Source organism: Antarctobacter sp. (assembly GCF_048262615.1).
Taxonomy (GTDB): Bacteria; Pseudomonadota; Alphaproteobacteria; order Rhodobacterales; family Rhodobacteraceae; genus Antarctobacter.
On the sequence record NZ_JBLXFB010000006.1, the window covers coordinates 79445 to 104713 of the forward strand.

The 25269-nt window shown below is 63.7% G+C and carries 26 protein-coding genes; 10 read left to right on the forward strand and 16 right to left on the reverse strand.

Annotated features, from left to right (window positions below):
- Nucleotides 1-68 precede the first annotated feature (68 nt).
- Together ACN0S5_RS08605 and ACN0S5_RS08610 are read right to left on the reverse strand one after the other, a co-directional pair.
- Nucleotides 69-2585 (reverse strand): ABC transporter permease, encoded by a 2517-nt coding sequence (locus ACN0S5_RS08605; RefSeq protein WP_417207754.1) that lies wholly within the window; start codon nt 2583-2585, stop codon nt 69-71.
- Nucleotides 2582-3274, reverse strand: coding sequence for an ABC transporter ATP-binding protein (locus tag ACN0S5_RS08610; RefSeq protein WP_417207755.1), 693 nt, complete (start codon nt 3272-3274; stop codon nt 2582-2584). The genes ACN0S5_RS08605 and ACN0S5_RS08610 overlap by 4 nt, the downstream gene beginning before the upstream one ends.
- A 15-nt stretch (nt 3275-3289) precedes the next feature.
- On the opposite strand from ACN0S5_RS08610, the gene ACN0S5_RS08615 reads away from it, so the two are divergent.
- Nucleotides 3290-3961, forward strand: a complete 672-nt coding sequence (locus ACN0S5_RS08615; RefSeq protein ID WP_417207756.1) for an arylesterase — start codon at nt 3290-3292, stop codon at nt 3959-3961.
- A 15-nt stretch (nt 3962-3976) separates the two neighbouring features.
- Here the strand turns inward: ACN0S5_RS08615 and ACN0S5_RS08620 are convergent, their stop codons facing one another.
- The 6 genes from ACN0S5_RS08620 to ACN0S5_RS08645 all read right to left on the reverse strand — a co-directional run bounded on the left by ACN0S5_RS08620 (nt 3977) and on the right by ACN0S5_RS08645 (nt 7689).
- Complete coding sequence (locus ACN0S5_RS08620; protein ID WP_417207757.1) at nt 3977-4168, reverse strand: hypothetical protein; 192 nt, start codon at nt 4166-4168, stop codon at nt 3977-3979.
- A 91-nt stretch (nt 4169-4259) separates the two neighbouring features.
- Entirely contained in the window at nt 4260-5426 is a 1167-nt protein-coding gene (locus ACN0S5_RS08625) for a geranylgeranyl reductase family protein (RefSeq protein ID WP_417207758.1), read from the reverse strand.
- The gene (locus ACN0S5_RS08630; RefSeq protein WP_417207760.1) at nt 5423-5977 is read right to left on the reverse strand and encodes a L,D-transpeptidase; all 555 of its coding nucleotides are present in this window, start codon (nt 5975-5977) and stop codon (nt 5423-5425) included. The genes ACN0S5_RS08625 and ACN0S5_RS08630 overlap by 4 nt, the downstream gene beginning before the upstream one ends.
- A 138-nt stretch (nt 5978-6115) precedes the next feature.
- Entirely contained in the window at nt 6116-6778 is a 663-nt protein-coding gene (locus ACN0S5_RS08635) for a MotE family protein (RefSeq protein WP_417207761.1), read from the reverse strand.
- Nucleotides 6779-6817: 39 nt separating this feature from the next.
- A complete protein-coding gene (locus ACN0S5_RS08640; protein ID WP_417207762.1) occupies nt 6818-7165 on the reverse strand; it encodes a hypothetical protein in 348 nt (115 codons plus the stop codon).
- An 11-nt stretch (nt 7166-7176) separates the two neighbouring features.
- Complete coding sequence (locus ACN0S5_RS08645; RefSeq protein WP_417207763.1) at nt 7177-7689, reverse strand: flagellar basal body-associated FliL family protein; 513 nt, start codon at nt 7687-7689, stop codon at nt 7177-7179.
- Nucleotides 7690-7805: 116 nt separating this feature from the next.
- Between ACN0S5_RS08645 and fliF the strand changes: the two genes are divergently transcribed.
- From fliF to fliP, 4 genes are read left to right on the forward strand one after another with little or no spacing between them, the layout of a single operon-like run.
- The gene (gene fliF, locus ACN0S5_RS08650; protein ID WP_417207764.1) at nt 7806-9440 is read left to right on the forward strand and encodes a flagellar basal-body MS-ring/collar protein FliF; all 1635 of its coding nucleotides are present in this window, start codon (nt 7806-7808) and stop codon (nt 9438-9440) included.
- Nucleotides 9437-10057, forward strand: a complete 621-nt coding sequence (locus ACN0S5_RS08655; RefSeq protein ID WP_417207765.1) for an ABC transporter ATP-binding protein — start codon at nt 9437-9439, stop codon at nt 10055-10057. Before fliF ends, ACN0S5_RS08655 begins: the two co-directional genes overlap by 4 nt.
- Entirely contained in the window at nt 10050-10337 is a 288-nt protein-coding gene (locus tag ACN0S5_RS08660) for a FliM/FliN family flagellar motor switch protein (protein WP_417207767.1), read from the forward strand. Before ACN0S5_RS08655 ends, ACN0S5_RS08660 begins: the two co-directional genes overlap by 8 nt.
- Before the next feature lie 3 nt (nt 10338-10340).
- Nucleotides 10341-11069: a flagellar type III secretion system pore protein FliP gene (gene fliP / locus ACN0S5_RS08665; RefSeq protein WP_417207768.1), complete on the forward strand. Its 729-nt coding sequence runs from the start codon at nt 10341-10343 to the stop codon at nt 11067-11069.
- A gap of 100 nt (nt 11070-11169) precedes the next feature.
- Here fliP and ACN0S5_RS08670 read toward each other — a convergent pair whose 3' ends face one another.
- Genes ACN0S5_RS08670 through ACN0S5_RS08680 form a run of 3 tightly spaced genes read right to left on the reverse strand, consistent with a single transcriptional unit; the run spans nt 11170 to nt 14359 of the window.
- Nucleotides 11170-12123, reverse strand: a complete 954-nt coding sequence (locus ACN0S5_RS08670; protein ID WP_417207769.1) for an aldose epimerase family protein — start codon at nt 12121-12123, stop codon at nt 11170-11172.
- Between the two features lie 57 nt (nt 12124-12180).
- Nucleotides 12181-13101: a rhodanese-related sulfurtransferase gene (locus ACN0S5_RS08675; RefSeq protein ID WP_417207771.1), complete on the reverse strand. Its 921-nt coding sequence runs from the start codon at nt 13099-13101 to the stop codon at nt 12181-12183.
- 40 nt (nt 13102-13141) lie between these two features.
- Nucleotides 13142-14359 carry an Hsp70 family protein gene (locus ACN0S5_RS08680; protein ID WP_417207772.1) on the reverse strand — a complete coding sequence of 406 codons (1218 nt, stop codon included), beginning with the start codon at nt 14357-14359 and terminating at the stop codon, nt 13142-13144.
- A 109-nt stretch (nt 14360-14468) separates the two neighbouring features.
- On the opposite strand from ACN0S5_RS08680, the gene pncA reads away from it, so the two are divergent.
- A complete protein-coding gene (pncA, locus tag ACN0S5_RS08685) occupies nt 14469-15062 on the forward strand; it encodes a bifunctional nicotinamidase/pyrazinamidase (protein WP_417207773.1) in 594 nt (197 codons plus the stop codon).
- Between the two features lie 49 nt (nt 15063-15111).
- Nucleotides 15112-16404, forward strand: coding sequence for a nicotinate phosphoribosyltransferase (gene pncB / locus ACN0S5_RS08690; protein WP_417207775.1), 1293 nt, complete (start codon nt 15112-15114; stop codon nt 16402-16404).
- A 218-nt stretch (nt 16405-16622) separates the two neighbouring features.
- On the opposite strand, the gene ACN0S5_RS08695 is transcribed toward pncB, so the two are convergent.
- Entirely contained in the window at nt 16623-18233 is a 1611-nt protein-coding gene (locus ACN0S5_RS08695) for a substrate-binding domain-containing protein (protein WP_417207776.1), read from the reverse strand.
- 120 nt (nt 18234-18353) lie between these two features.
- Here ACN0S5_RS08695 and hisC point away from each other — a divergent pair, with 120 nt between their 5' ends.
- The 3 genes from hisC (at nt 18354) to ACN0S5_RS08710 (ending at nt 20997) form a co-directional block, all read left to right on the forward strand.
- The gene (gene hisC / locus ACN0S5_RS08700) at nt 18354-19439 is read left to right on the forward strand and encodes a histidinol-phosphate transaminase (protein ID WP_417207778.1); all 1086 of its coding nucleotides are present in this window, start codon (nt 18354-18356) and stop codon (nt 19437-19439) included.
- On the forward strand, nt 19436-20356 hold the full coding sequence (locus ACN0S5_RS08705; RefSeq protein ID WP_417207779.1) for a prephenate/arogenate dehydrogenase family protein: 921 nt from the start codon (nt 19436-19438) through the stop codon (nt 20354-20356). The genes hisC and ACN0S5_RS08705 overlap by 4 nt, the downstream gene beginning before the upstream one ends.
- A 62-nt stretch (nt 20357-20418) precedes the next feature.
- Nucleotides 20419-20997 (forward strand): extensin family protein, encoded by a 579-nt coding sequence (locus ACN0S5_RS08710; protein ID WP_417207780.1) that lies wholly within the window; start codon nt 20419-20421, stop codon nt 20995-20997.
- A gap of 229 nt (nt 20998-21226) precedes the next feature.
- Here the strand turns inward: ACN0S5_RS08710 and ACN0S5_RS08715 are convergent, their stop codons facing one another.
- The 4 genes from ACN0S5_RS08715 to ACN0S5_RS08730 form a co-directional block, all read right to left on the reverse strand.
- Nucleotides 21227-22912: a flotillin family protein gene (locus ACN0S5_RS08715; protein WP_417207781.1), complete on the reverse strand. Its 1686-nt coding sequence runs from the start codon at nt 22910-22912 to the stop codon at nt 21227-21229.
- 24 nt (nt 22913-22936) lie between these two features.
- Nucleotides 22937-23698, reverse strand: coding sequence for an OB-fold-containig protein (locus ACN0S5_RS08720; RefSeq protein WP_417207782.1), 762 nt, complete (start codon nt 23696-23698; stop codon nt 22937-22939).
- A 191-nt stretch (nt 23699-23889) separates the two neighbouring features.
- A complete protein-coding gene (locus tag ACN0S5_RS08725) occupies nt 23890-24816 on the reverse strand; it encodes a sterol desaturase family protein (RefSeq protein WP_417207783.1) in 927 nt (308 codons plus the stop codon).
- Nucleotides 24813-25202, reverse strand: a complete 390-nt coding sequence (locus ACN0S5_RS08730) for a hypothetical protein (protein WP_417207785.1) — start codon at nt 25200-25202, stop codon at nt 24813-24815. The genes ACN0S5_RS08725 and ACN0S5_RS08730 overlap by 4 nt, the downstream gene beginning before the upstream one ends.
- Nucleotides 25203-25269: the final 67 nt, after the last annotated feature.

The following is a 25269-nucleotide window of genomic DNA, read 5'->3' on the forward strand; positions in this document are numbered from 1 at the left end:
TGCTTTGCGTTGACGTGGTGTTGCCAGTCCGGGGACCGTGGCGCAAGGTGACAGCCTGTCCGCTTTTCTCATTCGCGGGCCCGCAGAACGCCTGCCGGTCGGGCGGCCAGAGGTCGCCATGCAAAGGCGAGGCCCGCCAGAAGCGTGGCAAGAATGCCGCCAAAGACGATGGCGATGGCCGAGGGCCAGATTACAGTGAATTGCGTTTCCATCACGTAGGTCATGATCGCCCAGGCCCCGGCGATGCCCGCGCCCAGCGCCACCGCCCCTGCGGCGGCGCCCAGCAGGCCAGAGCGCAGCGCAAAGCTGCGCAGGATGCGGGCGCGGCTGGCCCCGAGGGTCTTCAGCACCGCCGCCTCATAGGTGCGCGCTCCTTCGCCGGCTGCCGCCGCGCCGATCAGCACAAGGAAGCCGGTCAGCAAGGTTGCCGCCGCGCCCCAGCGCACCGCCTGCCCGATGCCGTCCAGCAAGGTGCTGACCCGGTCGATGGCGTCGCGTACGCGGATCGCGGTGATGTTGGGATAGGCATTGGCGAGGTCGCGCAGGATCGACGCCTCGGCGGTTTCTTCGGCGTAGACGGTCGAGATGAACGTATGCGGCGCACCGGACAGGGCGGCGGGGTTCATCGTCATCACGAATCCGATCCCGGCGGTGGAGAAATCGACCGCCCGGAAGGATGTGATCGTGGCGGTGATGTCGCGGCCAAGGATGTTGACGGTGATCTCATCGCCCAGCTTCAGGCCCATCTCTTCGGCTTCTTCGGCGGCAAAGCTGACCTGCGGCGGGCCGCTGTAATCCTTGGGCCACCATGCGCCCTTGGTGACGGTGGTGCGGGCATCGGGGGTTTCCGCATAGGTCACGCCACGGTCGCCGCGCAGGACCCAGTGTTCGCCCACGACCTCTGCCGCTGGCAAGCCGTTGATCCGGTTGAGGATACCGCGCAGCATCGGCGCGCTGTCAATGCGGCTGACGGCGGGATCGTTTTCCAGCCGGTTCAGGTAGCCGGGCATCTGGTCCTTCTGGATATCGACAAAGAAATAGGATGGCGCAACTGCGGGCAGATCGCGCTGGATCGCACTTCGCAGGTTGCCGTCGATCTGGCCGATGGCCGCCAGCACGGTCAGGCCAAGACCCAGAGACAAGACCACCGATCCGGCGCTTTCACGTGGTCCGCCTATTGCGCCCAGCGCCCAGCGCAAGACGGGGCGGCCCCGCGCCGTGGGCGTGGCAAGGCGCGCCAGCCAGCGGATCGCCCAAGCGGCGGCCACAAGGATCAGCAAAGACCCGGCGATGCCCCCGGCCGTCCACAGCGTCAGCGCAGGGTTGCCGGAAAAGAGCGCCGCCGCCCCCAGCAAGGCCGCGATCAGGAGCAACGTGGCAATGACATAGCGCCACGCGGGCAACAGCCGCGCGCTGTCCAGAGCATCGCGAAACAGTGTGGCGGCGCGCACTTCTTCGGCCCGTGCCAGCGGCCAGAGAGTGAAAAGGAGGGCGGTCAGCAACCCGTACAGCGCAGCCTCGGCCAAGGGCGCGGGGTGCAACGTAAAGATGGCGGGTACCGGCAGCGCCCCGGCGATCAGCGGCGCAAAGAGCAGCGGGATCGCAGCGCCCAGCACCAGCCCAATCGCGATGCCCAACAGGCTGAGCGCGCCGATTTGCAGGAAATAGGTCTGAAAAATCACCGCGCGGGTGGCCCCTAGTGTGCGCAGGGTGGCTATGACAGAGGTCTTTTCGGCCAAATACGCGCGCACCGCTGCCGAAACGCCGATGCCTCCGACGGCCAGACCGGACAGTCCGACAAGGATCAGGAAACTGCCCAACCGTTCGACAAAACGCGCAATGCCGGGCGCGCCGTTGCGGGCGTCGCGCCAGCTGAGGCCGGTGTCCTCAAACCGGCGCAGGGCCTCGGCCCTGACCGTGTCGAGGTCGGTGTCGCTGGACAAGCGCATCCGGTACTCGGTCTCAAACAGGGAGCCCTCCGCGAGCAGGCCAGAGCCTTGCAGGTCTCCGGTCCGCACGATGGTCCGGGGCCCAAGGCCGAACCCGTCGCCCGCATCGTCAGGCTCTGTCAGGATCGTGGCGCGCAGGGTGAAATCCTGCGTGCCAAGGCGAAAACGGTCGCCGGTTTGCAGGCCAAGCCGGTCGGCGAGGATCGGGGCCATGACTGCGCCCAGATCCTGTAGCGCATCGGCCAGTGGGATGGGCGGTTCCAGCACCATCTCACCCAGAAGCGGATAGGCGGCATCGACGGATTTTACCTGCGTCAGCCCGCGTTCGCTGGTGCCGTCACGGGTGACCGTGGCCATGGACCGGAAATCGGTGACCTCTGACACCGCCTCGGCGGTGTTTTCCATCCATGCCCGCTCATCCTCGGTCGCAAAGCGATAGGTGAACTCGGCCATTGCGTCGCCGCCCAACAGGACCGCGCCCTGATCCTCCAGCCCCGCCTGGATAGCGGACCGGACGGAACCGACGCCCGCGATGGCGGCGACCCCAAGGGCAAGGCAGGCAAGGAAGATGCGGAAACCGCGCAGTCCGCCGCGCAACTCCCGCCGGGCCAGACGGCCCGCGATCCTCAGGCTCATTCCGCGGCCCTCAGGTCCGCATCATCGACGTGGCCATCGCGCAGGCGCACAATCCGGTCACAGCGCGCGGCAAGGTCCGGCGCATGGGTCACCAGCACCAGCGTCGCGTCATGCTCTCGCGACAGGCCAAACAACAGGTCGACGATGGCCGCGCCGTTTACCCCGTCGAGGTTGCCGGTGGGTTCATCCGCCAGCAGGATATCCGGCTCTGGCGCAAGCGCGCGGGCAAGGGCCACGCGCTGTTGTTCGCCGCCGGACATCTGTGCCGGGTAGTGGTCGGCGCGGTGCGACAGTCCAACCTTGTCCAGAATCGCCCGCGCCCGATCAAAGGCGCGACGGTCTCCGGCCAGTTCCAGCGGTGTGGCGACGTTTTCCAGCGCGGTCATGGTGGGGATCAGGTGAAAGGACTGAAACACCACACCCATGTGATCGCGCCGGAACCGGGCCAGCGCATCCTCGCTCATGTCGGTCAGATCGTGACCCAAGGCGTGCACTTTTCCGCCGGTGGCGCGCTCTAGCCCGCCCATGATCATCAACAGTGAGGATTTCCCCGACCCCGACGGCCCGATCAGGCCCAGCGTTTCGCCCCGCGTCACGTCCAGCGTGATCCCGTGCAGGATTTCCACCAGTCCGGCATTGCCCCTGAGGCTGAGAGTGACATCTTGGAGCGACAGGACAGGCTCGGGCAAGGGAGATCTCCGGAGATGTTGCGTTGGATCACATATGGGCTGTCAGGCGGGTTGAGCAAGGCGCTGGCGGGGATGCTGATGTTGTTCGCCACAGGGGCTGCGGCGGATCGGGTCCATATTCTGGCGCTGGGCGACAGCCTGACGCAGGGTTATGGGCTGATCGAAGAAGAGGGGTTTGTGCCGCAACTGCGCGCGTGGTTGACGGCGCGCGGGCATGACGTGCGGATTGTGAATGGCGGGGTGTCCGGCGATACGACGGCGGGCGGTCTGGCGCGGGTGGAATGGTCCCTGACGCCAGAAATACAGGCGATGATCGTTACATTGGGTGGCAATGACCTGCTGCGGGGCATTGATCCGGCGGTTTCCCGTGACAACGTGGAGGGGATTCTGAAGGTGGCCGAGGCGCGCGGGCTGGAGGTGCTGTTGATCGGGATGCAGGCACCGGGCAACTATGGCCCCGAGTACAAGGCAGCCTTTGACGCGCTCTACCCTGACTTGGCGCAGACCTACGGCACACTCTATCTGGAAAGTTTCTTTGCCGGTTTGACACAGGACGGCGCAGCACCCGCAGACCTGCGCGCCTTCATGCAGGCGGATGGCATTCATCCGAATGCGCAGGGGGTGTCACGGATTGTGGGGGCGGTCGGCCCGATGGTTGAGGCTTTGATTGAACGGGTGGCAGACTAGGCACAATGACCCCGGTCAGGCCTTGATCTCATGTCCAGTACTGTCATCGGCGTGGACCGCTGCGACGACCAGCGCCGTGCCAACCACCATACTGACGCTGAGGTGCAGCCCAAAGGCGGCAAGCAATGACATATCGCAGGCCAGCCACCCGGTCAGGGCGCAGGCAAGCCCGATCATACTGCCGAATAGAAACGAAAAAACCGCCATCACACCCTCCGTCTGTTGGCAAGGTAGACGGTCAGTTCCTAACAAAGGCTTAAGACCTGACTTTGAGACGGGGCCGTTTGTCTCAGATTGTTCATGTTCCGCTGACCGCGCGCCATGCAAACCCCGGAAGGCGGGCGACCATTTTCTGCATCAAGGCCCCGTATTCCGTTTCACCGGCCATGAGGCGCAGATATTCGCGGCGCAGGGTGCGCGAATTGCGAAAGCTGCGGATAAAGGTGGGGCGCAGGCTTTCCCGGAACATCAGGTTTCGCAACAGTCGGGCGTGCCGCAACCCGCGATGGATCGGCCGCAGGCTGTCCTTGTAGGCATACAGTGCCGAGTCTGGGGTGCCTGCGGTCAAGGCCTGTCGCACAGCGTTGGCGGCCAGCGCCCCACTGTCGAGCGCATGCGCGATGCCCTCGCCGGTGATCGGATCGACCAGCCCGGCGGCATCGCCTGCCAGCAGAATGCGGCCTTTGCCCGGCATTGGGCGAAAGTCCCCGAAAGGCAAAAACTGGCCTTTGACCGGCAGGTCGGAGGGTATGTCGAGCGCGTCCATATAACGGCGCAGGGCCGCTTTCATGTCGGTGTTTCGCGCAAGCACCCCACCGACACCGATGGTCGTGCCACGGGTCTTGGGAAACTGCCAGCCATAGCCCCAGTCCGCGGCCCCGAAATCGATTCGCAACGGACGGTCGGGGTCTGCGCCGGGGCGCTCGACCTCCAGCGCAAAGCCGATCTGAGTCTTGTCATAGGCGCTGCCAAACAGCGTACTGGCGGTGGGGCTGTTGACGCCGTCTGCCGCGATCAGCAGCGGCGCTTCGATCCGCAGGTCGGGCAGGTCAAAGGCCGGTCCGCCGGGATCGAGTCTCCCGGCGCGTCCGGTGAAATCGGCGGCTCCCTCGCCTATCGCTGCGCGGACCAGCGCCGCGTCCAGTTCGAACCGCATGCACAGGTGCAAGGGCGGGGCGTCCGTGCTTTCCCCAAGGTCCTGGCCAAAAGCGTGGAAGGCAAAACTGTCGCGCCGCTCCAGCGGAACCGGCGGCAGTGGGGCGCCGTAAATGCGGCTATACAGGGAAATCGCGCGCCCGGTGAGCCCGCCGCCACACAGCTTGTCCCGAGGAAAGCGCGCCTTGTCCACCAGCGCCACACGCAGCCCGGACCTTGCGGCGGTGAGTGCCGCAGAGGCTCCGGCGGGGCCAGCGCCAAGAACAATCAGGTCGAAATGTTCAGTCCGGCGCGCGGGGGCGTCTGTCACAGAACGGTGACTTTGGTGCCAACGGGGACACGCTCGTACAGGTCGATGACATGATCGTTGATCATGCGCACACAGCCATTCGACACCGACCGACCGATGGAACGGGGTGCGGTGGTGCCGTGGATCGCGTTGAAGGTGTAGCGATTGTTCCGGTACAGATAAAGCGCGCGCGCACCCAGTGGATTGCCCGGACCACCGGGCTGGACAAAATCGTTGTCGATGAATTTGCCGTAGGCACTGGGGTTACGCTCGATCATGGCATTGGTCGGACGCCAAGTCGGCCATTTTTTCTTGCCGCCTACGTCGTAAGAGCCCGAGATCGCCTGCCCGGCGGTCCCGAGACCCACGCCGTAACGGCGCGCCTGACCGGGGCCCTCGACGTAGTAAAGGAAATGCGCCTTTGACAGGATCAGGATCTGACCCGGTGCCATGTCTGCCTTGATCCCCACGGTCTGCGGTTTGTAGATCGGGTCCAGAGTGAAAGCCAACGCAGGCGCAGGCAGCGCGGCGGCGGCCGCGGAGGCGGCGAGGAATGTACGGCGTTTCATCATGGCAGACCTTGGCAAAAGAACACGAACGGCGGCAAAATATGTCGCCCAAGACGAACGGAAAAGCAATCCCGACTCTGCGAGATCCGCGTCACGTTGCCGTGCAGTACCAGTTGCGCGTCCTGTCTGGCAACGTGAGGATCAGTCCTTGGGGACATTTGCGTTGCGCCCGGCAAGGATGACGCTGACGAGATAGGCGGATTGAGGGGTCATGCCCGCCATGATCGCTGCGGCGGCGTCGGGCCGCATCCGGGCCAGAAAACCGGCGGCGAATTCGGGGTCCATTTCCTCAAACAGTGCGGCGGCCTGCTTTGGCTTCATGTTGGCGTAGACGTTGGTCAGCTTTTCGATGTCGTCTTCGGCGGCGGTGCTGGCCAGCGTAAGGGTGTTTCTGAGGCTGGCTTCGGCGGCGGCCAGAGCGGTCATCTTGCGCTCAATTTCTTCTTCGGCGACGGCTAGGGCCTGCATACGCACCTCGATCGCTGATTCGCTTTTGCGGACGCGCGCCTCTCTGGCGTTCAGAGCGTCCAGCAAAGGTTGAAGATCGGCCTCGGCGACAAGGCGGGTCTGTCCTGCGGGGGTGGACGCATGCGGGTCCGTGCCGACGGGAGGAGCGGACACCAACGCTGTTTCGGGCTTTGGCGCGGGGCCCCCTTCGCGGGCCAGAGCCTCTCCGGCACCGATGGCCACCCGCAACAGCCCAGACGTCACCAAAAGCGCGCATATTGCGGCCAGTGCGCCGCGCGGCCTGCGTCTGGTGCGCCGTTGTGCCGGTTTCCCCGCCGCAGCCTTTGCCTTTGCCATGCCGTACCTCATTTGTTCATCGTTTTTGGCGGGGTGCCGTCAGTTGCGCGGGTGGCGCAGAAAAACCGGATCTTTCGACTCGGGCTGTGGCGGGGCGCCGTTCTGCGGCAGGTCGTGCATCGACGCCACAAGCAATTCGAGCCGCCGCGCCACATCTTCGGCCCGTTCGGTCAGCTCCCCCAGCGACTTGTTCGATTCGCCCGCGCTTTGCTGTGCCGCGCCCAATGTCTTGGTCAGGTCGTCGACCTGTGCCGACAGCACCGCCACCGCACCACCGACGCCGTTTTCCAGATCGGTGAAACGCGACAGCCGCCGCGCCAGAATAAAGCAGTAAAACCCGGCGCCAAGAGCGCCTGCCACCAGCAAGATATCCGCAATCACTTCCATTCCTGTCTCCCTCAATTCAGGACAAATTCCAGCACCAGAAGGTCGCGGACGCGACCCTCTCCGGCCACCAGTTTGATCCGGCGCAGCATCTGGCCGCGCAGCCGCACCAGAGCGCCCTGTGCTTCGAGGTCACGTGCCTCCAGCGCGCGCAGATAGCTGTTCAGGACGTCCTGGATTCGCGGCAGGATCTTTTCGACCTCTGCCCGATACTCTGCCGGAACTTCGAGGCTGGCCCGAAACCGCAGGTGACTGGCCTGCGCGCCCGGCCCCAATGAGATCAGGACCGGCGGCACCTCGACAAAGCTGACGTCCGGCAGGGCCTTGGTCGCGACATGCGGGTCACCGTGATCCGCGGACGCGGGGCCATCGGGATTGTCGCCGTTTCCGACGCCCAGCAGGCCGGATTGCACCGCGTAGAATCCCCCGCCACCACCGGCCAGCGCCAGCACCAGACCGATGATCAGCGGAAGTTTAGAAGATTTCTTCGCAACTGGCTCAATTTCATCAACGGTGGCGTCAGACATTTTCAACCTCTTCGTCGGCAGTGACCTCGGTATAGGGTAAATGGGCTAACTGATTGTTAAGGCGAATGGGTCAACCTCAGCACAACCGAACAGAATGTTTGGAGTGGAGGTCGGTCTTGAACCAGATACTGTCGAGCTGGAATGCCCTTGCCGGGCGCCAACGCATGATCGTCATTGGCGCCACGGTGGTGGTCATGATGGCGGTTCTTGGACTGACGCGGCTGGCGTCGGCCCCGAATATGGCCTTGCTTTATGCCGGGTTGGAAAACGACGCCGCCGGTGAGGTGGTCAAGGCGCTGGAGGCGCGCGGCGTGCAATACAATGTGCGCGCCGGTGCAATTTTTGTCCCCGAAGCGGACCGTGACGCGCTGCGACTCACCCTTGCCAGCGAGGGACTGCCCGCCAACAGCGGACAAGGGTATGAGCTGCTGGACGGGTTGTCGGGCTTCGGCACCACCAGTCAGATGTTCGATGCGGCCTATTGGCGCGCGAAAGAGGGTGAACTGGCGCGGACCATCGTTTCGAATCCCCAGATTTCCACGGCGCGCGTGCATATCGCCAACTCCAGCGCGAATCCGTTTCAGCGGGATGTGACGCCCACCGCCTCTATCTCTGTCAGCACGACGGGTGCCGTGCTGACAGCGGCTCAGGCGCGGGCATTGAAATTTCTCGTGGCCTCGGCGGTTCCGGGGCTGACGCCTGAAAACGTTGCGGTGATCGACGGCAAGGGCGGACTGATCGGGGCCGAAGACAAGATCGGCGGCGGCGTAACGGCGGACGACCGCGCGGCACTTTTGCGGGACCGGGTGCAGCGCCTGATGGAGGCGCGGGTAGGCACCGGCAACGCGGTGGTCGAGGTCAGCGTCGCGACCGTCACCGAAACGGAACTGATCCGCGAGCGCAGCTTTGATCCCGAGGGCCGCGTGGTGATCTCCACCGACACCGAAGAGCGCACCGACAGGGCCGAGAACACCGGCGGAGGCGGCGATGTCACTGTCGCGTCGAACTTGCCCGACGGGGCGGCAGGCGGTGGGCCGGACAGCTCATTGACTTCCAAGGCCGAGACGCGCGAACGGATCAACTATGAGATTTCCGAGACCACGCGTGAGATCACCCGCCAACCCGGTGCGATCAAGCGGCTGACCGTCGCGGTTCTGGTCAATGGCACCTACCAGACAGCAGCCGACGGCACACAACAGTTCGTGCCCCTTCCCGAGGTGGAACTTGAGGCGCTGCGCGAACTGGTGGCCTCGGCGGTGGGTTTCGATGAGACGCGCGGCGACCAGATCACCCTGCGCTCGCTGCCCTTTGAGCGGCCAGAGGGGTTGGGAACCGGGCCGCTGGAGCCGGGCTTCTTCACCGGGTCGATTGACACCATGCGGTTGATCCAGATGGCGGTTCTGGCGGTGGTGGCGTTGATCCTTGGGCTGTTTGTGCTGCGTCCGATCCTGTCGCGCGGGAGCCCGGAACCGGGCATGTCGCCCGCCGGCGCCTTGCCGTCGCCGGGCGGGTTAGGCGCAGGTGTTCAAGCCGAGCCGCTGGTGGGTGAGATTGAACCCGAGGGCGGCTTTGACAATCTTCCCGTGTTGGCGGACGGGCCGGACTTTGGCGGGATGGGCATGGTCGATTTCGACACCCCGGCCGAAGAGGATCCGGTTGATCGTCTGCGCAACCTGATCGAGGCCCGCAAAACCGAAACCGTCGAGATTCTGCGCAGTTGGCTTGAGGAAGACAAGGAGGGCGCGTCATGAGTGCGCTTGCAGCGCTTCTGGAGGATTTCGGCAGCACCATGCCGCATCACTTCGCCGCCCAGATGGCCCCGACCCAGCCGGGCATCAGTGAAGCCGATCTTGAAGGGCAGAAACTCGAAGCTTTTGAAAAGGGATACCGCGCGGGCTGGGACGATGCCGTCAAGGCGCAGTCGGACGACCGTTCGCGGATTTCGAGTGCCTTCGGACAGCACCTTCAGGACCTCAGTTTTTCCTACCACGAAGCCTATTCTCAGGTGATGAACGCCGTGACGCCGCTGCTGGATGAGATGGTCGCGTCCCTGTTGCCCCGGCTCGCCCGCGAAACGCTGGGCCAGCATATTGTCGAGCAATTGCAGGTCATGAGCCGTGAGATCGGGGCAATGGAGGTGATCATCGCGGTCAATCCCGCGCGGGTCGAGGCAATCACGCCGCTGCTGGGGGGCGACTTTGGCTTTCCTATAAAAATTTCGTCGGACGACACGCTGGCCGAGGAACAGGCCGACATCCGCTTTGGCGAAACCGAACAACAGATCGATCTGAGCGACCTGATCGCCTCCGTGGCCGAGGCGGTAGAAGGTTTTGCCCATGACAACCGGAGGAAGATGAAACATGGATAGCGCACAAGCCGCACCCCGCAGCGACACAGGGACACCCTTTACCTCGGTCCCGATCGAGATCACCGTATCCGTCGGCCGGGCCCGCCCGTTGGTGCGGGAACTGCTGCAACTCAACGAAGGATCGGTGCTGACCCTCGACAAGCAACTGGACGACCCGGTGGAATTGTACGTCGGCGAAAAGCTGATCGCGATTGGCGTACTGGAGGTGGTCGAAGGCGATGGACCGGGCCAACTGGCGGTGCGAATCACCGAAGTGGTCGACTTGCAGTCGCGGGCCTGATTCATGCGCAGACTCCTGCCTGCTCTGGCGCTGTGCCTGCTGTTGTTGCCGGGCATGGCAGGGGCGCAATCCATCGCCATAGATATGGGCGAGGGTGGCTCTGTCACTGCGACCTCGGTCCAGCTGATCGCGCTGATCACCTTGCTCAGTCTTGCACCTGGCATCGCCATCATGGTCACCTGCTTTCCCTTCATGGTGACCGTGCTGGCGATCCTGCGGCAGGCCGTGGGCCTGCAACAGTCGCCGCCCAACATGCTGATCGTCAGTCTTGCGCTGTTTCTCACCTATTTCGTGATGGAACCGGTCTTTACCGAGGCCTGGGAGACCGGTCTGCAACCCCTTATGGAAGAGCAGATCGAGGTGGAAGAAGCGGCCTTGCTGACAATCGCCCCGTTCCGTGACTTCATGGCCGGACGGGTCGATCCGGACACCTTCGGCGCGATGGCCGATCTGCGCCCGGACGCCGCTGGCACCGCCCTGTCGCCTGACGCGCCGCTGTCGGTTCTTGTGCCCAGCTTCATGTTGTCCGAAATCGCGCGCGCCTTTCAGGTCGGGTTCCTGATCTTTTTGCCCTTCCTGATCATCGACCTTGTCGTCGCGGCGGTGCTGATGTCGATGGGCATGATGATGGTGCCGCCCGCGATTGTTTCTTTGCCGTTCAAGCTGGCGTTCTTTGTGCTGGCGGACGGCTGGGCCTTGTTGGCGGGCAGCCTTGTGAGAGGCTACTTTTAGCGGGAATCATGGTTAATGCCCCTGAGGTCGTGGCCATCCGGCGTTGCCTTGGTCGCGCGTTGGTGGCCGGGGCAGGCAACGCCGGGCGGATATGTTTGGCTTAGCGCGGCGCGATTTCGATTGTTGTCACCTGCCGATATGGTGCGTCGGGCGACACGAGGATCGACCCAAAGCCGGGTGTGTTGAGCACGTTGGGAAAATCCTGCGCCTCAAGACAAATACCGCCGAACGCACCATGGTCCACACCGGGCCAAGGGTTTGCATAGGGCGTCAGGGTGTTTGCGGTATAAACCTGCACGCCCGGTCGATCTGTCCAGAGGCGCAGGCGCATCCCGTCCGGTGCCAAAAGCTCGGCCGCGGGACCGGCGCCGTCGTCCAGCGCAAAGTTCAGGTCATAACCTGTGCCTTCGGGGTCGGCCTTGTCGATCCGCCGCGCCTTGCGAAAGTCGAAACGGGTGCCCCCAACGTGCAGGCGCTCGCCGGTCGGGATAAGGTCCGGCCCGGTCGGGGTATAATGTGAGGCGTTCAGGCGCAGGGAGTGATCGCGCACGGTGCCCGCGCCCGCGAGATTGAAATAGAGGTGCTGGGCAAGGTTCACCGGCGTCACCCGATCCGATACTGCCGTCATGTCCCAGGTCAGCGCAGCCCCGTCCAGCGACAGGCGCACCTCAAAGTCCACCGCACCCGGATACCCCTGATCCAGATGGGGGGACTGCAACGTCAGCCGCACCGCCCGATCCCCTTCGGGGATCATGTGCCAGTTCCGCCACCCAAGCCCGCGCGGCCCGCCATGCAGGTGATGCCCATCGTGCCCGACCGGCAGTTGCCAGTTCTCTCCATCCAGCGTGAAACGCCCCTGAGCGGTCCGGTTGGCCACGCGACCGACGACAATGCCCATCGATTTGGGATTCTCGCGATAGGACTCGGGATCGTCATACCCCAGCACCACCCGCCGCCCGCCAACCTGCCAGTCCTGCACGGCGCAGCCCATGGACAGGACGGTTACGCGGCTATCGCCATCGCGCAGCACGTGACTGGAAATCTGGTCGGTCATCGCGGGTCTCCTCATCCCGCCAAGGCTTAGCAGAGTGGCGGCAACCGACCCAAGCGCTCAATCCTCGTCGAGGATGTCCGTATGCAGGTGCCGCTCACCGCGTTCCTTGGCCAGCGCGATCTGCTTTTGCCGCTCGCGGAACCGCGTCTTGTCTGCCTCGGAGGTCTCATTGATGCAAAGGTGGCAGGACACACCTTGTTCATACTCGGGCCGCGCGCGGTCCTGAGGCAGGATCGGGCGGCGGCAGGCGTGGCACAGGTCATGCGGCCCTACGCGCAGCCCGTGTTCCACCGAAACCCGCCCGTCAAAGACAAAACACGACCCCTGCCAGCTGCTGTCGTCCTCGGGCACCTCTTCGAGGTATTTCAGGATACCGCCCTTGAGGTGAAACACGTCCTCGACCCCCTGACTGAGCAGGTAGTTGGTGGATTTCTCGCAGCGGATGCCGCCGGTGCAGAACATGGCAATCCGCTTGTTGTGAAAGCGGTCCTTGTTCGCCTGCCACCATTCAGGGAAATCACGGAAGCTGTCGGTCTGCGGGTCCACCGCGCCCTCAAAGGTGCCGATGGCGACTTCATAATCGTTGCGCGTGTCAATGACGGCCACGTCGGGGCTGCGGATCAGATCGTTCCAATCCGCCGGTTCCACGTAGTGCCCGACGCGGGCACGCGGGTCCACATCCGGCTGGCCCATGGTCACGATCTCTTTCTTCAACCGCACTTTCATGCGGGCAAAGGGCCGCTCTGACGCGGTCGACAGTTTCCATTCCAGATCGGCGCAACCGGGCAAGGCGCGGATATGCGCCAGAACCGCCTCGATCCCCGCCGCGGGTCCGGCGATGGTGCCGTTGATCCCCTCATGCGCCAGCAACAGCGTGCCGGTGATCTTTTGCGCACGGCAAAGATCCTGCAACGGCCCTTGCAGGGTGGCAGGGGCGTCAAAGCGGGTAAAGTGGTACAGGGCGCAGACGGTGAACATGGGCCTGTCGATACGAAGCGTAGGCGCAGTCGTCCAGCGGCTATTCTGCCGCAATGGCAAGACCGTGAACGACGGCGGTAAAGACCTCGCTGTCCACCGGCTGCGCCTGCGGCAGCGCGCGGGTCATCGCGCCGCGCACGGCATTCAGCAGGCTGGAACCGCCGACATAGACCACCTGATCCACAGTGTCGGGCGCGCAGCCCGCCGCGCGCAGCGTGTCCATCGCGCAGGTTGCAATCTCTTCTCCATAGCCGGACAGGGCAGCGGTCAGCGCCTCTTTCGCCAGCGTTATCGACAACCCGCGTTCGACGACATCCAATGCGATTTCCCCGGCATCCGCGCCATTGGCCGCGATCTTTCCCGCCTCGACCGCGTAGGCGATGTCGTGGCCAAGGTGGGATTCCAGCACGTCCGCCAGCCGTTCGAACAGGTGCGGCTGCGGGGCCAAGCGAATCCAGCGCTGCACCTCTCGCAGGACGGCGGCGTCATAAACAAAGGGGATCTTTTCCCAACTGGCAAGGTCGTGGAACAGGGCGCGCGGGGCGGCATGGGTCTTGGCCCCGATTTCCGCCCCGATCTGCGCGCCGTACCCCAGCAGTGGCATGGCATGGGCAAGGCTCAGCGCCTTGTCGAAATCCGTGCCGCCCAACCGGATACCGCCACTGGCGATCACATGTGTCTTGCCGTCCTTGCGGTCACATACCGTGAAATCCGAGGTGCCGCCGCCGATATCGACGATCAGCATCCGGCCCGCGCCGTCCACCGCCTGTGCGGCGGCCTCTGGCTCTGGCAGGAATTCGACCGAGGTGAACCCGGCAAGGCGGTAGGCCTCTGTCAGATCCTCCAGCGCCTGTGCGTCACGTGTCGCAGAGGCAGAGTGGAAATGCACCGGACGGCCCGACAGGGCGCTGTCGAATTTCAGCCCGGTGTGCGCCTCAGAGCGTTTGCGGATTTCGGTGAGGAAGCGGGCGATGACCTCGATCAGGGTCAGGCGTTCGTTTAGCAGGCGGCGCGGTTCCTGCGCCAACGGCGTGCCCAGAATGCTTTTCAGCGCGCGCATGAACCGGCCTTCGGCCCCGTCCATCATCGCGCGCGCCGCCGCGCTGCCGTACAGATAGCGCCGCTCGGCAAAATCGATAAAGATCGCCGTGGGCAAGGTCTGTTCGCCCGGTTCCAGCGGGATCGCGTAGGGGCGCCCGCCGGCCATGACGGCGGCGCCCGTGTTGGACGTGCCGAAATCCACGCCAAGCCGTGCCATGATCGCATCTCCTGTTCGGAAGGTCGGCACGATTATCAGCCGTCGCATGGCATGGCAATTCCGAAATCGCGCCCCTATGCTGCGCCGGACCGATAGAGGGAGACGGCCCATGCACGCGCTGATCGTGATCGACGTCCAGAACGATTTCTGCCCCGGCGGCGCGCTTGCGGTCGCGCGGGGCGATGAGATTGTACAGCCGATCAACGCGTTGATGGCCGAGGTCGACGCGGTGGTGCTGACGCAGGACTGGCACCCGGCGGGGCATTCGTCATTTGCCACCTCACATGCGGGCAAGGACCCCTTCGAGATGATCGAAATGCCCTATGGCCAGCAGGTGCTGTGGCCCGATCACTGTATTCAGGGCTCACCCGGTGCCAACTTTCACCCCGATCTGGAGGTGGACCGCGCGGACCTGATCATTCGCAAGGGGTTTCGCGCGGCAATCGACAGCTATTCGGCTTTTTTCGAGAATGATCACAGCACACCCACCGGGCTGGAGGGGTATCTGCGCACGCGGGGGATTGATCGTCTGACCCTTGTCGGTCTGGCGACGGATTTCTGCGTGAACTTCTCAGCCGTGGATGCCGTGAAACTGGGGTTTCAGGTGACGGTGCTTCAGGACTTGTGCCGGGCAATCGACCTTGACGGCTCGCTACAGGCGGCGCTGGACGGGATGGCGGAGGCGGGAGTCACGCTTGCGTGATCCCGGTGCATCCGGTTTATCCTGACATTTGACGCGACGGAGGGCCGAAATGGTCGATATTGCAACACGGGTCTGGAATCACAAATGGAAGATCGACCCGATCGTCCGGTCCCTGATCGACACGGATTTTTACAAGCTTCTGATGTGCCAGTCGGTTTTCCGCAAAAAGCGCGACACCGAGGTCACTTTCTCGCTGATCAACCGGTCCAAGCATGTGCCGCTGGCCAAGCTGATTGACGAGGGTGAACTGCGCGAACAATTGGATCACATCCGGTCATTGTCCTTGACGCGGGGCGAAGGGACCTGGCTGCGCGGCAACACGTTTTACGGCAAGCGTCAGATGTTCCGGTCGGATTTCATGGAGTGGTTCGAGAACCTGCGCCTGCCGCCCTATCACCTTGAACGGGTGGGGGATCAGTATGAACTGACGTTCGAGGGCAAATGGCCCGAGGTCATGCTGTGGGAAATCCCGGCCTTGGCGGTGCTGATGGAACTGCGCGGGCGCGCGGTGTTGCACGACATGGGACGGTTCGAACTACAGGTGCTGTACGCGCGGGCGATGACCAAGCTGTGGCAAAAGGTCGAGCATCTGCGGACGGTGCCCGAACTGCGGATCGCGGATTTCGGCACGCGGCGGCGGCATTCCTTTCTGTGGCAGGACTGGTGCGTTCAGGCGATGCTGGAGGGATTGGGCGACAGTTTTGTGGGGACGTCCAACTGCCTGATCGCCAAGAACCGCGATCTGGAGGCCATCGGGACAAACGCCCATGAGTTGCCAATGGTTTACGCGGCCCTGGCCGAGGACGACTCGGCCTTGGCGCGGGCTCCCTATGACGTTTTGGCGGACTGGCAGGAAGAACACGACGGCAACCTGCGGATCATCCTGCCCGACACCTACGGCACCGAAGGGTTTCTACAGCGTGCTCCGGACTGGCTGGCGGGCTGGACCGGCATCCGGATCGATTCCGGCGACCCGGCGACAGCGGCCGAAGTGGCGATCAACTGGTGGAAAAGCCGGGGTGAGGATCCCCGGAAGAAACTGGTCATCTTCTCGGACGGACTGGATGAAAACAAGATCCTTGAGCTTTATAAACGGTTTACGGGTCGTGTGCGGGTGTCCTTTGGTTGGGGCACATTGCTGACCAATGATTTCCGGGGTCTGACACCGGACGACCGGCTGGCCCCTTTCAGCCTTGTCTGCAAGGCGATCAGCGCAAATGGACGCCCCACGGTGAAACTGTCGGACAACCCCAACAAGGCGATGGGACCGGGTGAGGAAATCGCGCGCTACAAGCGGGTCTTCGGAGTGGGCGAACAACAGGCCATGGAAGTGGTTGTCTAAGGCCCGCGCCATGTCCGGGATTGGTTGGGAACCGGGACGGTGCGCCTGTTGCGCACACCGCCCCGCCCACCTTCCCCGGCAACACGTTAATCTGTCTTAGTCACAAGGCAACAAAGCGCGCACGGGTGATCTGTGCGCCATGAGCGCAGGGTTCGGGAACTCGCCCAGCGGACAGATGCCGCACTGTTGCAACACGCCGAAGCGGCCCTGAACTCCCGTCAATTGTACCCTTTGGCGGCCCACAGCGCCTCTTGCAGATCCTTGGCCCCGTCGAACAGGCGTCCGGCGGACAGTCTTGTCAGTTGTGCCAATTGATCCGGGTCGGCGTCGCCAAATGCGATGGTATGGATCGGAATGGTCCGGGTATAGGGTGTCTGGTCCATATGGGCCAGCAGCGGCGTGCGGGTCTCTGTGTCGGAGGGGCCGTCAATCACCGCGATGATGGCTGGCAGGAAATCGGACAGCGTGCCGTCCTCTGCCTGCGGTCGAAAGGCCTCAAACCCTTCGTACAGGGCATAGAATACATCCGTGCCCCCTTCGGCTTGCAAGGTGTCGACCAGTTGGCGCGCCTGTTCGGACGCGGCGGTCTGGTCGCCTTCGATCACGATCGGGTCCAGAATGTTGTGGTTATAGGGTATGAGGATTGTCACATCGCGGGGCGAAGGTTGCAGCAGGCGGGCCTCCGCAGCGGCCGGGTCCAGCAGCGTGGCCACCGCGCCCTTGATCTCTTGTATCGGTGTGCCGCCAGATGACTCCGATACATCCAGCAGCCAGACCGTCAGCGACGGTTTGCGCAGGTCGGTCCGATACAGGCGGAGCGCCTCGGCGATGACCTCGGACGACGGTTCCGGACCCGGTGTAAAGGCGCGGTCCGGGTCAATCCCCCACTCGGGGTTCCAGATCGCGGGGTCCGCGTCCGGCGCGTCCGGGTCGACAGGCGCGACGCGACGGCCCTGGCTGGCCAGAATGACCTGCACCTCTGGCGTGGTCAGAAAGGCCTGAAGCTCCAGAAACCTGGCTTCCTTGTCTGTGTCGCCTTTGGAAACGTAGCCAATCGGACTGTCGGCCACGGCAATCCCGTTGGCCGGGTAGATCGCATACAGCGGCTCCCTGCCCTCGGCGATCAGCTTTTGGTTGGCGTCGATCAGCAGGGCCTCGGTGTTGATCATGGCGTCAAAGGCGGCGGCGTTGTCGATCAGCGCCTGTGCCAGCCAGTCGGCGTCCCCGGCGGACCGATCGACCTGCGCCAGAAAATCGCGCATTTCGTCCCGCAGGTCCGGATCGGCGAGGGTCTCCAAGGTCAGCGCGTCGGCGGTGCCGGACAGCGCGTGAAGAAATCCAAGATAGGCCAGCGCACCGGAATCCGATTGCGTTGCAGAGGCCATCGACAAGCGGAACTTGCCTTCCTTTGCCGCCGTATGGATGTCCTGAACGGTCACATCGGCGCGCCCGATCCACCCAAGCTCTTTGGCGATGGAGGTGCGCAGGCCCAGCACAATTGGGGAGCGCGCCACAGAGGCGCCATGGTGCACAACCTTTTGCGTATCCCCCAGCGCGATCCACAGCGCGCTGGCGGGCCAGACCACATCAAAGTCGGTGCCTGACCCCTTGGCCAGTTCCCGCGCGATGGCCGCCGAAGCGGGATAGGTGATTTCCACGTCGATGTCGTGTTCGGCGGCCCATTCCTGAACAAGCGGCTCTATCGCGCGGTTTTCAGGGTCTGACGCGATACGCAGCACCATGCGGGGTTCAAGTACGCCAGAGTCGAGGATCAAAAGTCCGACGAGGATCACCATCAAGGCAACAAATACATATTCCAGCGTCTTCATAATGCGTCTCCGGAAATCTCCTTGACGGTATCGTATCTTGCGCGGCGTGGAATGGAACCCGTTTGTGGCTTTTCTAAGCGAAGGCACGGCGTTATGCACAGGTGGCTTCAGGAGGTCAGAATGACAGCGATCAAGCCGCAGCCGGGTATCATGGACATTTCACTTTACGTGGGCGGCACGGCCCATGTGAAAGGCGTGACCAATGTGGTGAAGCTCAGCTCGAACGAGAACCCGTTCGGGCCAAGCCCCGCCGCACAGGAAGCCGTCAAGCGATCTGTGCATGAGCTGCATCGCTATCCCTCCACCGACCACCGGGCGCTGCGCGATGCCATCGGCGAGGTCCACGGCGTGGACCCGGAGCGGGTGATTTGCGGTGTCGGGTCGGATGAGATCATTACCTTTCTGTGTCAGGCCTACGCCGGTCCGGGGACCGAGGTTCTGTATACGGAACACGGGTTCGCCATGTACCGCATCAGCGCGCAGGCCGCCGGGGCCACCCCGGTCGAGGTGCGTGAGCGTGAGCGGGTCACAGACGTCGATGCGATCCTTGCGGGCTGCTCCGACGCCACGCGGCTGGTGTTCATCGCCAACCCCAACAACCCCACCGGCACGATGATCGGTCTGGCCGAGATCGAGCGGCTGGCCGAGGGTATCCCGGCGGAGTGCCTGCTGGTGCTGGACGGCGCCTATGCGGAATATGTCGAGGGCTATGACGGCGGTGCCAAGCTGGTCGAGCATCGCGACAACGTGGTGATGACACGCACCTTTTCCAAGCTCTACGGGCTAGGCGGGCTGCGGGTCGGTTGGGGCTATGGACCGCAAGCGGTGATCGACGTGCTCAACCGGGTGCGCGGGCCGTTCAACCTGTCCGGCACCGCGCTGGCCGCGGCAGAGGCGGCGGTGCGCGACACCGCCTTTGTTGAAAAATGCCGGAGTGAGAATACCCGCCTCAGGTCATGGTTGGCAGAGGCGCTGGCCGAACACGGGGTGCCGAGCGATACCTCCACGGCGAATTTCGTGCTGGCGCGTTTTGCCGATCAGGCCGAGGCCGAGGCCTGCGACCTGTATCTGCAAAGTCAGGGCCTGATCGTGCGGCGGGTGGCGGGATACAAGCTGCCCAACTGCCTGCGGATCACCGTCGGGGACGAACCCTCGTGCCGCCAGATCGCGCATTATGTGGGGTTGTTCAAGGCGGGTGCACGATGAGTGTGATTTACCCCCGTGTGGCGCTGATCGGTCTGGGCCTGATCGCGTCGTCGATGTTCTGGGCGATGAAGCGCGGCGGTCTGGCCGGGCATGTGACCGGCTACGCGCGGTCTGAAGACACGCGCGAAACGGCGCGCCGGATCGGGCTGTGTGACGAGGTTGTCGATACGGTCGCGGCGGCTGTGGCGGCCGCCGATCTGGTGGTTCTGGCCACGCCGGTGGGCGTCATGGGCAAGGTCGCCGAAGAGATCGCGCCGCATCTGAAACCGGGGGCCACGGTGATCGATGTCGGATCGGTCAAACGCACGGTGATCGAGGAGGTTGGCCCGCACATCCCGCAAGGCGTGCATTTTGTGCCTTGTCACCCAATGGCCGGGACCGAGCACTCCGGGCCCGAAGCGGGGTTCGCCTCTCTCTTTGACAACCGGTGGTGCCTTGTGGTGCCGGTTGAGGGTGCCGACCCTCAGGCGGTGGCGCAGGTCGAGGCCTATTGGCAGGCTTTGGGCTCAAACACAGAGGTGATGGAGCCGGAGCACCATGACCTTGTCTGCGCCGTGGTCAGCCATGTGCCGCATCTGATCGCCTACACCATGGTTGGTGTCGCGGACGATCTGCGGCGGGTGTCCGATCAGGAAGTGATCAAGTTTTCGGCCGCCGGATTCCGTGACTTCACCCGGATCGCGGCCAGTGATCCGACCATGTGGCGCGACGTGTTCCTGACCAACAAGGACGCCACAATCGAGATCCTCGGGCGTTTCACCGAAGAGTTGATGGCGCTGCAACGGGCCATCCGCACCGGCGACGGTGAGCAGCTTCATGCCTATTTCACCCATACGCGGGCCATACGCCGTGGCATTTTGCAGGCCGGTCAGGATACCAATGAACCGGATTTCGGTCGCGTGAAGGTAAAACGGTGAAACACCTCGCTCTTGGTCTGTGCTGTCTCCTGTTGCTTGGGTCCTGCGGGGCGAGAGAGCGGGTGACAAGCGGACTGGACAAGCTGGGCAACGCCTTTTCCAGCGGTGCGGGCAAGGGCGGCGGTCTTTGCGGCGATCCGGCTTTGCAGGGTGAGATCGTCGGCAATGTACCGGGCAAACTGTCGGCCTGCGGGATCAAGGACGCGGTGCGATTGCAGTCGATTGGCAATGTGCGGCTGACCCAGGGCGCGCTGATGGACTGCAAGACGGCGCGCGCGTTGGAGGTCTGGGTGCGTGAGGGCGCGAAACCGGCGGTGGGCCGACGCGGTGGCGGGGTGTCCGGGCTGAAGGTCGCGGCGCACTACTCTTGCCGGACGCGCAACAACCAACCCGGTGCGCCGATTTCCGAACACGGGCGCGGCAAGGCGATCGACATTTCGGCGATCCTGCTCAAGGACGGGTCCAGCATCACGGTCGAGGATGGCTGGGGCAGGCGCAAGGACGGCAAGGCGCTGCGGCGGATGCACAAAAAGGCCTGCGGGGTCTTTGGCACGGTGCTGGGACCGGAATCGGACCGCTTTCACCGCGATCACTTTCATTTTGACACCAAACGGCATGGCAACGGCACCTATTGCCGGTGACGTGGCAGACATGGTGACGTAAGCGGCGTGCCTTGCTGGCGGGGCGGTGGGTTGAAAACCCACCCTACGCGTATTTCGGCGTTGCAGGGGGCGCTGCCCCCGCTCCTGCGGAGCCCCCCGGGATATTTTCGGACAGAAGAAACGCAAGGTGGCGTGTGGGCAACCTGTGTGGGGCGGGTCCGCGGCGGCAACGCCCTGTGAGAGGCGTTGCCGGTTGTTGTAATGCCGGTCAGGCCGAAGGCGTTTCCGGCGTGTCCGGGTTCGGCGCGTCCTCGGTCGGGGCGGGATCGTCCGTCGCGGCGGCAGGCGCGCTGCTCATCAGGCCGTCGATTGTGCCGTCCATGGTCATACCCAGTTCCTCACCCAGCTTTTTCAGCGCAGGCAGTTGAACGGCCATGCCCAGGATCGAGTCGAGCGCCTGATTGACCGGGGGTTTGTCGCCCGCGCCGCCGTTTGCGCCGCCCTGCGCGCCATTGAGACCAGAGAGGTGGTGAATGCGGATCGAGTCGATCTTTTCTGCCGGTTTGACAGCCTCGGCCAAGATCTTTGGCAGCGCCTCGATCCGGGCAAGATCCACCTTCATGGCGATCAGTCCGGCCGACAGCACGTTTTCGGCATCGGCGATGGCGCGGCGGCCTTCGGCCTCGGCCAGCAGGTCCATCTTCTTGGCCTCGGCGCGGATGGTGATCGCGTCGGCATCGGCCTGCGCCTCTTCGCGGCGGGCGCTGGCGCGGTCGCTGGCGGCGTCCTTTTCGGCCTGCGCTGACAGGCGGATGCCGGTGGCAAGGCGTTCGGCCTCACGCGCGGCCTCGATCAGGGCGATCTGCTTGAGGCGTTCGGCCTCGGCCACTTCCTTGGCGGTGATCACCGCCTCCATTGCCTTGGTCGCTTCGGCGCGGGCAAGATCGGCGCTGGCGCGGGCGCGGCTTTCCTCTTCGGATTTTTGCGCGATGATGATCTGGCGGTCCTGTTCGGCCACCTCAAGTTGACGTTCCTTGGCGATCTCGGCTTCGCGGATCTTGCGCTCGCGTTCGATCTCGGCGCTGCGGACGGATTCCTCACGGGCGATGCGCGAGCGTTCGGTTTCACGCTTGCTGTCTTCGGTGCGGGCGGCGATCTCTGCTTCCTGCGCCATGCGCATGGTCTGGATGCGCTGGATCTGTTCGATGCGGGCCTGTTCCTCGTCCTGCTCGATGGCGATCTTCTGGCGCGAGGCTTCCATCTCGGCGCGGCGCACGGCGACGTCGGCCTCGGCCTCGATGTTGGCGCGTTCCTTGCGGGATTTGGTGATGACCTCTGCCAGACGACGCATACCGACGGCGTTGAAGGCGTTGTTTTCGTCCAGTGCCTCAAACGGGGTCTGGTCGAGCGCGGTCAGAGAGACGGATTCCAGCGAAAGACCGTTTTTTGTCAGGTCCTCAGACACCGTGTTCTGCACTTCCTGGACAAAATCGGCGCGGTTTTCGTGCAGCTGGTCCATCGACATCTTGGCGGCGACAGAGCGCAGGCTGTCGATCAGTTTACCCTCGATCATTTCGCGCAGCTGGTCGACGTAGAACGTGCGGTCGCCCAGCGTCTGGGCGGCGCGGGCGATGCCCTCTTCGGTGGGCATGACAGAGACGTAGAATTCGACGCCGACGTCGACGCGCATCCGGTCCTGAGTGATCAGAGCGGCCTCACCGTTGCGCTGCACCTCAAGGCGGAGCGTCTTCATGTTGACGGGGCTGACCTCATGCAGCAGCGGGATGACGATAACACCGCCGTCCATAATGACCTTTTTGCCGCCGGCACCGGTCTTGACAAGACTGACCTCTCGCGTGGCGCGGCGGTAGAGTCGCGCCAGCACCAGCATGATCAGAACGATGAAGGCCAGCGCGGCCACGACGATAATGAGAATGGGTGTAATGTTATCCATGTTTGTCCCCTATGGTGCGAAAATTCAGGTGAGTGCGACCAGCAGATAGCCAGTCTCATATCGGTGGCGCAGGACCATGACCTCTGTCCCCTGCGGAATGGTCACGTCGTCGCGCAAGGGTTCGGCGCGCAGGTAGTGCATGTTGCCATAACGATCGGTGACGCGCACCTCTGCCGGGCGTCCTCTGGCGGCGGTGCCTTGGGTCACGACGCCGGCGCGACGGCCAAGATGGCGCTCTGACAGGGCTTCTGTTTCCATTTTCGGCAGCAGGCGCGCAAAGAGCGCGCCGAATTGCCGGGCAAACCAGATCGCGGCGGCAGCGGCGGGCAGGGCGGGCAGCCAAGCGGGCAACGGGTCGCCAAAAAGATTGGCGGCGACGGTCTGGATCACGAGGCCCGACAGACCGAAGGCCAGCAGGATTGCGGCCAGCCAGATCAGCGCGGGCATCTTGCCAAAACCCAGCCATGCCGCGATGCTGTCCGCCCCGTCGGGGGCGCCGTCCGGGATGTCGCCGTCCAGATCCGGGCCGTCAAGATCCGGGTTGGCCAGTTCGAGATCGCCGATATCGATGTCGGTGCCCTCCAGCCCCAGATCGATGCCCAGATCGCCGAGGTCGGGCATGTCAACGTCCAGATCCGGCCCGTCGATGTCGACGCCATCCGCTCCGGCACCAAGCAGCGTGCCCCCGAGCAGTCCAAAGACAACTTCGAGCGCCAAAAGCCCAAAAAGCAGGGCGAGTGCGAGGGTAAACGGGAACATCCCGTCTGACAGAAGCAGTTCGAACATGCCTACTCCGAAAATTGTGTATACAAAGGTATACATATCATTTGGGGACCTCACGGTCCTGTTACAAGGCCATGATGGCAAAATCCGCCAACCCTGCAACAGGTTCATGACAGGCATGGACAATGGCAAGCGAAAGGGAAAGTCCGGAATGCCCGACTTCGTTGCGTGACATGGTGTGGTTGCGTGGCGTGTCAGAAGCCCGGAGTTCCGCGTTGCTCCGGATTGGCCGCAAGGTGCCGCGCCTTGATCTGCTCCGAGGTTTCGCGGGTGCCGTCATGGCTCCACCCCGGCGGGGCAACGCAATACATCAGGCGGTCGCGCAGGCGCAGCCCCGGTTGCGTTGCATCGCGCCAGATGCCGACCCATTCGTGAAAGGCCACGCGGATCGGGTTGAACGTGCCAAGGTTGTGGACAAGGCCGTAATCGGGTCTCTCCTCGTCCAGTTCGGGCACAAAGGTCCCGAACAGTTTGTCCCAGACGATAAAGACCCCGGCGTAGTTTGCATCCAGATAGCGGGCGTTGCGCCCATGGTGCACGCGGTGGTGGCTGGGCGTGTTCATCACCGCCTCGACCCACTTTGGCATCCGGCCAATTGTCTCTGTGTGAATCCAGAACTGATAGATCAGGTTCAGTCCGCCGCAGAACAGCACCAGCGCCGGGTGAAACCCCATCAGGATCAGCGGCGCGCGCACCACCATCATAAAGGTGAATGTGTAGGTCCAGGTCTGCCGCAGCGCGGTGGTCAGGTTGTAGTGCTGCGAGGAGTGGTGGTTGACGTGGCTGGCCCAGACCCAGCGAATGCGGTGGCCAAACCGGTGAACCCAGTAATAGCGCAGATCGTCCAGCACGAAACACAGCGCGATGACCCACCATGAGGTGCCCAGGTCAAGCGGTGTAAGCTCCCACAAAAACAGGAAAAAACCCCAAGCGATGAACCCAAGCGCAATGCCCGCGGCGACGTTGCCTGCCCCCATGATCAAAGAGGTGACAGCATCGCGGGTTTCATACCGGCCGCCTTTGCCGGTGAGGCGAATCCACAGCAATTCGGCCAGGATCGCTGCGATGAAAAAGGGCACGGCAAGCTGCACGACATCGGGAAAGGTGATCTGGTCGCTCATGGTGTGCCGATCCTTTCTGCCCAGAGGGCGGTTTCGTCCGGGTCCAAATGCAGCCGGACGGTTGGTGCGGCGTAGTCGGACAGGTGCAGGATCAACCCGCCGTCGTGGGGCGTGATCCGCGCATCCGTCAACCGGCGCGCGGTGCTGTCCGCGCCCATCGGCCAGACCACGCCGACACCGGCATCGGTGTCGATCAGCGCTGCGCGTCCGGACCGGCACAGGGTGACGCCCTTGACATCGGATAGCGGGAATTCGCGGGTCCACGCGGCGCGTGCGGCCTCCTCCGTCGTGAAACGACGGGGGTGCGACAGACCAGTGGTGTGGATCAACAGCGCAATGGCCGCGATCCCCACAACCACCAGCCCAATGAGCACGGTCAGCGGCATGTCTCCTCCTGACCTGCCATCTTGCCGAGCGGGGGCCGTCTGTCAAAAGCGACGGCGCGTCAGCCAG

Bases quoted from the DNA above. Each gene is read 5' to 3' on its own strand.
- ACN0S5_RS08605 (WP_417207754.1), bottom strand. From the start codon at position 2,585: ATGAGCCTGAGGATCGCGGGCCGTCTGGCCCGGCGGGAGTTGCGCGGC.
- ACN0S5_RS08615 (WP_417207756.1), top strand. From the start codon at position 3,290: ATGTTGCGTTGGATCACATATGGGCTGTCAGGCGGGTTGAGCAAGGCG.
- ACN0S5_RS08620 (WP_417207757.1), bottom strand. From the start codon at position 4,168: ATGGCGGTTTTTTCGTTTCTATTCGGCAGTATGATCGGGCTTGCCTGC.
- ACN0S5_RS08630 (WP_417207760.1), bottom strand. From the start codon at position 5,977: ATGATGAAACGCCGTACATTCCTCGCCGCCTCCGCGGCCGCCGCCGCG.
- ACN0S5_RS08635 (WP_417207761.1), bottom strand. From the start codon at position 6,778: ATGGCAAAGGCAAAGGCTGCGGCGGGGAAACCGGCACAACGGCGCACC.
- ACN0S5_RS08640 (WP_417207762.1), bottom strand. From the start codon at position 7,165: ATGGAAGTGATTGCGGATATCTTGCTGGTGGCAGGCGCTCTTGGCGCC.
- ACN0S5_RS08645 (WP_417207763.1), bottom strand. From the start codon at position 7,689: ATGTCTGACGCCACCGTTGATGAAATTGAGCCAGTTGCGAAGAAATCT.
- ACN0S5_RS08655 (WP_417207765.1), top strand. From the start codon at position 9,437: ATGAGTGCGCTTGCAGCGCTTCTGGAGGATTTCGGCAGCACCATGCCG.
- ACN0S5_RS08660 (WP_417207767.1), top strand. From the start codon at position 10,050: ATGGATAGCGCACAAGCCGCACCCCGCAGCGACACAGGGACACCCTTT.
- fliP (WP_417207768.1), top strand. From the start codon at position 10,341: ATGCGCAGACTCCTGCCTGCTCTGGCGCTGTGCCTGCTGTTGTTGCCG.
- ACN0S5_RS08670 (WP_417207769.1), bottom strand. From the start codon at position 12,123: ATGACCGACCAGATTTCCAGTCACGTGCTGCGCGATGGCGATAGCCGC.
- ACN0S5_RS08675 (WP_417207771.1), bottom strand. From the start codon at position 13,101: ATGTTCACCGTCTGCGCCCTGTACCACTTTACCCGCTTTGACGCCCCT.
- ACN0S5_RS08680 (WP_417207772.1), bottom strand. From the start codon at position 14,359: ATGGCACGGCTTGGCGTGGATTTCGGCACGTCCAACACGGGCGCCGCC.
- pncA (WP_417207773.1), top strand. From the start codon at position 14,469: ATGCACGCGCTGATCGTGATCGACGTCCAGAACGATTTCTGCCCCGGC.
- pncB (WP_417207775.1), top strand. From the start codon at position 15,112: ATGGTCGATATTGCAACACGGGTCTGGAATCACAAATGGAAGATCGAC.
- ACN0S5_RS08695 (WP_417207776.1), bottom strand. From the start codon at position 18,233: ATGAAGACGCTGGAATATGTATTTGTTGCCTTGATGGTGATCCTCGTC.
- hisC (WP_417207778.1), top strand. From the start codon at position 18,354: ATGACAGCGATCAAGCCGCAGCCGGGTATCATGGACATTTCACTTTAC.
- ACN0S5_RS08705 (WP_417207779.1), top strand. From the start codon at position 19,436: ATGAGTGTGATTTACCCCCGTGTGGCGCTGATCGGTCTGGGCCTGATC.
- ACN0S5_RS08715 (WP_417207781.1), bottom strand. From the start codon at position 22,912: ATGGATAACATTACACCCATTCTCATTATCGTCGTGGCCGCGCTGGCC.
- ACN0S5_RS08720 (WP_417207782.1), bottom strand. From the start codon at position 23,698: ATGTTCGAACTGCTTCTGTCAGACGGGATGTTCCCGTTTACCCTCGCA.
- ACN0S5_RS08725 (WP_417207783.1), bottom strand. From the start codon at position 24,816: ATGAGCGACCAGATCACCTTTCCCGATGTCGTGCAGCTTGCCGTGCCC.
- ACN0S5_RS08730 (WP_417207785.1), bottom strand. From the start codon at position 25,202: ATGCCGCTGACCGTGCTCATTGGGCTGGTGGTTGTGGGGATCGCGGCC.